At 64.8% G+C, this 6,112-nt stretch carries 7 protein-coding genes; 2 read left to right on the top strand and 5 right to left on the bottom strand.

The window, feature by feature from the left end; genetic code table 11:
* From EN781_RS22905 to EN781_RS22885, 5 genes are all read right to left on the bottom strand, one after another.
* Window positions 1–1,066: acetyl-CoA carboxylase biotin carboxylase subunit (locus EN781_RS22905; protein WP_145965585.1), on the bottom strand; the 1,066-nt coding region annotated here is incomplete at its 3' end.
* A gap of 8 nt (window positions 1,067–1,074) precedes the next feature.
* A complete protein-coding gene (gene accB / locus EN781_RS22900; protein ID WP_126054373.1) occupies window positions 1,075–1,539 on the bottom strand; it encodes an acetyl-CoA carboxylase biotin carboxyl carrier protein in 465 nt (154 codons plus the stop codon).
* 26 nt (window positions 1,540–1,565) lie between these two features.
* Window positions 1,566–2,000: a type II 3-dehydroquinate dehydratase gene (gene aroQ, locus EN781_RS22895; RefSeq protein ID WP_126054374.1), complete on the bottom strand. Its 435-nt coding sequence runs from the start codon at window positions 1,998–2,000 to the stop codon at window positions 1,566–1,568.
* A gap of 145 nt (window positions 2,001–2,145) precedes the next feature.
* Window positions 2,146–2,952: a DsbA family protein gene (locus EN781_RS22890; protein ID WP_126054375.1), complete on the bottom strand. Its 807-nt coding sequence runs from the start codon at window positions 2,950–2,952 to the stop codon at window positions 2,146–2,148.
* Window positions 2,953–3,012: 60 nt separating this feature from the next.
* Window positions 3,013–4,422 carry a M48 family metalloprotease gene (locus EN781_RS22885; RefSeq protein ID WP_126054376.1) on the bottom strand — a complete coding sequence of 470 codons (1,410 nt, stop codon included), beginning with the start codon at window positions 4,420–4,422 and terminating at the stop codon, window positions 3,013–3,015.
* 134 nt (window positions 4,423–4,556) lie between these two features.
* Here EN781_RS22885 and EN781_RS22880 point away from each other — a divergent pair, with 134 nt between their 5' ends.
* Together EN781_RS22880 and EN781_RS22875 are read left to right on the top strand one after the other, a co-directional pair.
* Window positions 4,557–5,705, top strand: a complete 1,149-nt coding sequence (locus EN781_RS22880; protein WP_126054377.1) for an aminotransferase class I/II-fold pyridoxal phosphate-dependent enzyme — start codon at window positions 4,557–4,559, stop codon at window positions 5,703–5,705.
* A gap of 10 nt (window positions 5,706–5,715) precedes the next feature.
* Window positions 5,716–6,112: glutaminase (locus tag EN781_RS22875; RefSeq protein ID WP_189347752.1), on the top strand; the 397-nt coding region annotated here is incomplete at its 3' end.

Genomic DNA, 6,112 nt, shown 5'->3' with positions numbered 1-6,112 from the left:
AATGGGTGATCGTGCCCGGCGAGGGGGTGAAGGTGCGCGGGTCCTCGGCATTGATGCGGCATTCGATGGCGTGGCCGTTGAACTTGATGTCCTCCTGCCTGACCGAGAGGCCGCCGCCGGAGGCGACACGGATCTGCTCATGCACCAGGTCGATGCCGGTGATCGCTTCCGTCACCGGATGCTCGACCTGCAGGCGGGTGTTCATCTCGATGAAATAGAACTCGCCGTCCTCGTAGAGGAATTCGATGGTGCCGGCGCCGGAATAGCCGAGATCGGCGACGGCCTTGGCGCAGATGCCGCCGATGCGCGCGCGTTCCTCGGCATTGAGCGCGGGCGAATTCGCCTCTTCCCAGACCTTCTGGTGACGGCGCTGCAGCGAGCAGTCGCGCTCGCCGAAATGGACGCCGCGGCCGGCGCCGTCGCCGAACACCTGCAGTTCGATATGGCGCGGCTTCTCCAGGTATTTCTCGATATAGACGGCATCGTCGCCGAAGGCGGCGCCGGCTTCCGAGCGCGCCGTCTGCAGGGCGATCTCGAGGTCGGCCTCGCTGCGCGCCACCTTCATGCCGCGCCCGCCACCACCGGCCGAAGCCTTGATGATCACGGGGTAGCCGATCTCGGCGGCGACGCGCTTGGCTTCCTTCTCTTCGCTGATCGCGCCGTCGGAGCCCGGCACGACCGGGATGCCCAGGCGTTTTGCGGTGCGCTTGGCCTCGATCTTGTCGCCCATGACGCGGATATGGTCGCCGGACGGGCCGATGAAGGTGATGTTGTGAGCGGCCAGGATGTCGGCGAACTTGGCGTTCTCCGACAGGAAACCATAGCCCGGATGCACCGCGTCCGCGCCGGTGATCTCGCAGGCGGCGACGATCTGGTGGATGTTGAGATAGCTGTCGCGCGACGGCGGCGGGCCGATGCAGACGCTCTCGTCGGCAAGCCTGACATGCATGGCGTCGGCGTCGGCCGTCGAATGCACCACCACGGTCTGGATGCCGAGTTCCTTGCAGGCGCGGAGCACCCTGAGGGCGATTTCGCCGCGATTGGCGATGAGGATTTTCTGAAACATTCCCGGCTCTACTCGATGACGACGAGAGGCATGCCGTATTCGACCGGCTGGGCGTCCTCGAAGAGGATCGCCGTCACCGTGCCGGCGCGCGGCGAGGGGATCTGGTTCATAGTCTTCATCGCTTCGATGATCAGCAGCGTCTGGCCTTCCTTGACTTTCTGGCCAATCTCTATGAACGGCTTGGCGTCGGGCGACGGCGCCAAGTAGGCGGTGCCGACCATAGGCGAGGGCACGGCGTTCTTGGACTGGTCGGCCGTTGCAGGCGCTGAGGCCGCAGCCGCGGGCTGAGCTGGCGCCGCCGGCGCATAAGCGGGCGCGGGAGCGGCCACCGCGTGCACGGTCTGCGACTGACGCGACACGCGCACCTTCAGGTCACCGAGCTCGACCTCGATCTCGGTAAGATTGGTGTCGTTCAGTATGCCCGCCAGATCGCGGATCAGCTGCTGGTCAACACCGGTCTTCTTTATAGACATTTTCGAGCCTTCTGTTTGTTGGCCGGTCAAAGGCGTGCCGCCAGCGCCTGCAGCGCGAGCGTGTAGCCGAGCGGCCCGAACCCGCAGATCATGCCGACGGCGACCGGCGCGACCATGGAGACGTGGCGGAACGGTTCCCGCGCATGGATGTTGGAGAGATGGACTTCGGCGACGGGCAGCGGCGCGACAGCGCGGATGGCGTCGTGAATGGCAATCGAGGTGTGGCTGTAGGCGCCCGGATTGATGACGATTCCGACGGCTTTGTCGCCGGCTTCCTGGATCCAGTCGACGAGGTCGCCCTCATGGTTCGACTGGCGGAAGTCGATCTCCAGCCCAAGCTCGGCGCCCGCCTTCTTGCAGTCCTCGGCGATCGCGGCAAGCGTCATGCCGCCATAGATGCCCGGCTCGCGCTTGCCGAGCGCGTTGAGATTGGGACCGTTCAGGACGAAAACCGTTTTCAAGAATGCTGACCTTTCCCGGCGCCGGCCGCAAGCCGGCGCCCTGGGCTTCTATAATGGGCATAGACGCCCGCGAAAAGAGCGCAAGTGCGTTCTTTCGCTGTCCACAGCGGGCGGAAAGTCGCCCGCCGCAAGGGCTTGGGGCCGATCAGAGCGCGGCCTTCGCCGCCTCGATCTTTTCGGCAAGGACATCCTTCCCGAGCGCGCCGAACACCACCTCGTTGCCGACCACATAGGAGGGCGTGCCGGTGATCGACAGCTTGGTGGCAAGATCATAGGTCCGGGACAGCGCTTCGTTGATGCTGGGGTCCTTCATCTTCTCGCGCAGCTTCGCCTCGTCGGCGCCGAGCGAGACCGCGATCTTGATGGCGATCGACTCGGTGGCGCGGCCCTGGCCGCCAAGCAAGGCGGTGTGGAACTCGCCGTATTTCTCCGGCATCATCAAATGGAAGGCCATGGAGACGACGCTGGCCTTTTGCGAATCCGGGCTGAGGATCGGGAATTCCTTGAGGACGAAGCGCAGGTCGGAGTCGGCCTTGGTCAGCGCCTGCATGTCCTCGATGGCGCGTTTGCAGAAGCCGCAATTGTAATCGTAGAATTCGACGATGGTGACCTTGCCGTTCGGATTGCCGACGATGCCGTCAAAGGCGGAGTTGAAGATCTCGTCCTTGGCGTTCTTGATGACGCCGAGGGCGGCAATGCGCTGCTCTTCCTTCTGCTTGGCCTCCAGCGCCTCCTGCACCTCGAGCAGCACTTCCGGGTTCTTGAGGAGGTAGTCGCGGATGATGCCCTCGACCTCGGCCCGGTCGATCTTGCTGTCCGAGGGCGCGGCGGCCTGGACGACCTGCGTCGTGTCGGCCTTGGCCGCCTGAGGGCTGCCGGCGACGAAGCCGACCGCCAGCATGGCAAGGGCGGCCACCACACCCGTCGTGCCAAGCAAGATTGCCTTGTTCATGATCCTCGATCCCTTTTGCCTGTTCCAGTCCGCTTCCGTTGCCCGGAGCGGCCGGAAGGTTCACTTGGTTTTGCCCGAAGGCCCGTAGTTTATGATATCCTGGGCGCGAAGCCAGCCAGGCTCGCCGCGCTTCATCTTCTGTTGCGCGCGCATGGCGAAAATCTTCGCGTTCCGGTAGTCGCCGGAATAGAAATGGCCTTCGGCCGTGGCAAGGTCCGCCGCCGGTATGTTGCCGAGTTCGCCATAGGCCTGCGCCAGATAGCGGTAGCCGACGGCGTTCTCCTTGTCGCGCCCAAGACCGTTGTTGATCTGCACCACGGCCTTTTTCAGGGCATCCGGCGTGCCGATCGCCATCAGAGCCTGGCCGAGCGAGACCGGCAGCAGCCCGGACCTCGCGGGATCGAGGCTGACCGCCTTGGCATATGCGTCAGCGGCATCCTTGGGCTTGTTCGCCTTCATCAGGATGTCGCCGCGCAGTTCCTGGAAATAGGGGTTCTTCGGCTGTTCCTTGATCAGTGCGGACGTCTTGACGAGCGCGGCATTGAGGTTGCCGTAAAGATAGGCGAGCTGCGCCTCGCCGTAGCGCGAGGCGAGGCTGCCCGGATTCTTGCGCATCAGGCGCGAGGCGGCCGCCTGTCCCTGCATGTAGGCGGCGATCTTGATGCGCATCATGTCATGCCGCTGCTGCAGAGCCGGCGGGTCGAGCTTGTCGACGTAGGGGCTTTGCTTGACCAGCGCCTCGAGGTTGGCGATGCGCTCCTGCGGCATCGGGTGGCTTATCCGGTAAGGGTCGACCTGCGTGCCGGACAGCGACAGCGCGTTCTGGAAGCGGGAAAAGGTCTTCAGCATGCCCATGCCGGACTGGCCGGTGGCGTTGAGGTAGCTGATCGCCGAGCGATCGGCAGTCGTCTCCTCGGTGCGCTGATAGGCCAGGATGCTGCGCTGCGCCATCTCGCCGCCGCCCGCCGCGACGCCCATGCCGGCGCCGGCCAGCCCACGGCTGTTGGTGGTGGCGCCGGCCACCATGGCGCCAGCGCCGAGCAGCGTGGCAATGATGGCCATCGTCTTGGCGCGCTCGAGCTGGTCGCGCAGCTTCTGCTGGTGGCCGCCGGCGATATGGCCGGCCTCGTGAGCCATGACGCCGATGATCTCGTTGGGCGTTTCCGCCGTCATCAGCGCGCCGGTGTTGATGAACATGCGGCGTCCGGTAACGAAGGCATTGAAGCTCGGATCGTTGACCAGCACGATATCGATGCCGTCATTGGCCAGCCCAGCCGCCTTGAAGATCGGCCGCGCGTAGTCGCGTACCAGTGCCTCGATCTCGGCGTCGCGCACGATGGGGACGTTTTGCGCAAATGCGCTGACCGAGCCGGAGACCGCGACGGCGGCCGCAAGCAAAAGCGTGGCGAAGCCGCGCGCGGTCCTTGCAACGGTCGATCTGGCAGTGGTCGATCTGGGTCGGCTCAACATGACAGGTCCACTGGTAGACGAGCGGGCGGAGGATGAAAAGTCGGCACCGAAAACTTCCTGCGCTTGTGATCCCCACATCAATCGGGCATTTGTGCGGCGCGGCCAGGGCGGATCCTGGCGTGTTGGATTTGAAAATGATTGTTTCGCTTTCGCGCCGCGGCGAGGTCGAGCCGTTCCACGCCATGGATATTCTGGCCGAGGCCAACCGGTTGAAGGCGACCGGGGCGCCGGTGGTTTCGATGGCGGTCGGGCAGCCGTCCGACCCGGCGCCGGCCGGCGTGCGGCAGGCCGCTGCGAATGCCCTGAAGGTCGGGCGCATCGGCTACACCGACGCGCTGGGTCTGGCCGATCTGCGCCAGGCTATCGCAAGGCACTATGGCGACCATTACGGGATACATGTCCCGGCGGCGCGAATCGCCGTCACCACCGGATCGTCCGCCGCCTTCAACCTGGCTTTCCTCGCGATGTTCGATCCAGGCGACCGTGTCGCGATCGCCGCGCCAGGCTATCCAGCCTATCGCAACATCATGGCCGCACTCGGTATCGAGATCGTCGAGATCGAACTCGGCGGCGATGCATATCTTCATGCCGAGCATCTGAGGACCGCGCACCGCGAAGGGCCGCTGAAGGGGGTGCTGTTCGCCAGTCCGGCCAATCCGACCGGTGCGGTGATTCCGGCCGACGAGCTCGCCGCGCTGGTTTCGACGGCCGAAGAACTCGGCATCGCCGTTATTTCCGACGAGATCTACCACCGGCTCGCCTATGCCGCGCCGGACACGACGGCGCTCGCCTACGGCTCGGCCGTAACGGTGATCAATTCGTTCTCGAAATACTATTGCATGACCGGCTGGCGCATTGGTTGGATGGTGCTGCCGGAACCACTGGTGCGTCCGGTCGAGCGCATCGCCCAGAGCCTCTATATATCGCCGCCGGAACTGTCGCAGATCGCCGCGATCGAAGCGTTCAAGGCGACAGAGGAGCTGGAGGCGGTGAAGGCGCGCTACGCTTGGAACCGCGAGCTGCTGATGAAGCGGCTGCCGGAGCTCGGCTTCGCGCTCGCGGCACCCATGGACGGCGCCTTCTACGCCTTCTGCGATGTCACAAGGCACACCAATGACAGCATGGCCTTCGCGCGTCGCATGCTTGCCGAGGCGCACGTGGCGGCAACGCCCGGCCGCGACTTCGATCCGCTTCAAGGTCATCGCACCATGCGCTTTTCCTATGCCGGCAGCCACGACGACATGGTCGAGGCGATGGCGCGCATCGAGCGCTGGCTGAAATAGCGGGGAGACCATGCCGGAACTCGAACAGGCGCTTGCCGAAGTCGCCGCCGAAATGGCCGAGCGCACGGATCGCGGCGACGTCGCCACCTATATCCCGCAGCTCGGCAAGGTCGACCCGAAGAAGTTCGGCATCGCGGCGGTCACCAATGACGGCCGCGTGCTGCTTGCCGGCGACGCCGAGGAAGCCTTCTCCATCCAGAGCATTTCCAAGGTGTTCACGCTGACGCTGGCGCTCGGCAATGTCGGCGATGCGCTGTGGCAGCGCGTCGGACGCGAGACGTCGGGCAATCCGTTCAACTCGATCGTCCAGCTCGAGCATGAGAACGGCATTCCGCGCCACCCGTTCATCAATGCCGGCGCCATCGTCGTTTCGGACATATTGCTCGCCGGCCACCAGCCGCGCGAAG

It is taken from the genome of Mesorhizobium sp. M4A.F.Ca.ET.090.04.2.1, from assembly GCF_003999085.1.
In the GTDB taxonomy this organism is placed as follows: Bacteria; Pseudomonadota; Alphaproteobacteria; order Rhizobiales; family Rhizobiaceae; genus Mesorhizobium.
The sequence above is the reverse complement of the archived record's forward strand: the minus strand, read 5'-3'. Positions and strand labels throughout refer to the sequence as shown.

What these genes read in the sequence shown, in the direction of transcription:
- accB (WP_126054373.1), bottom strand. Translation starts at nt 1,539, where the DNA reads ATGTCTATAAAGAAGACCGGTGTTGACCAGCAGCTGATCCGCGATCTG.
- EN781_RS22890 (WP_126054375.1), bottom strand. Translation starts at nt 2,952, where the DNA reads ATGAACAAGGCAATCTTGCTTGGCACGACGGGTGTGGTGGCCGCCCTT.
- EN781_RS22885 (WP_126054376.1), bottom strand. Translation starts at nt 4,422, where the DNA reads ATGTTGAGCCGACCCAGATCGACCACTGCCAGATCGACCGTTGCAAGG.
- EN781_RS22880 (WP_126054377.1), top strand. Translation starts at nt 4,557, where the DNA reads ATGATTGTTTCGCTTTCGCGCCGCGGCGAGGTCGAGCCGTTCCACGCC.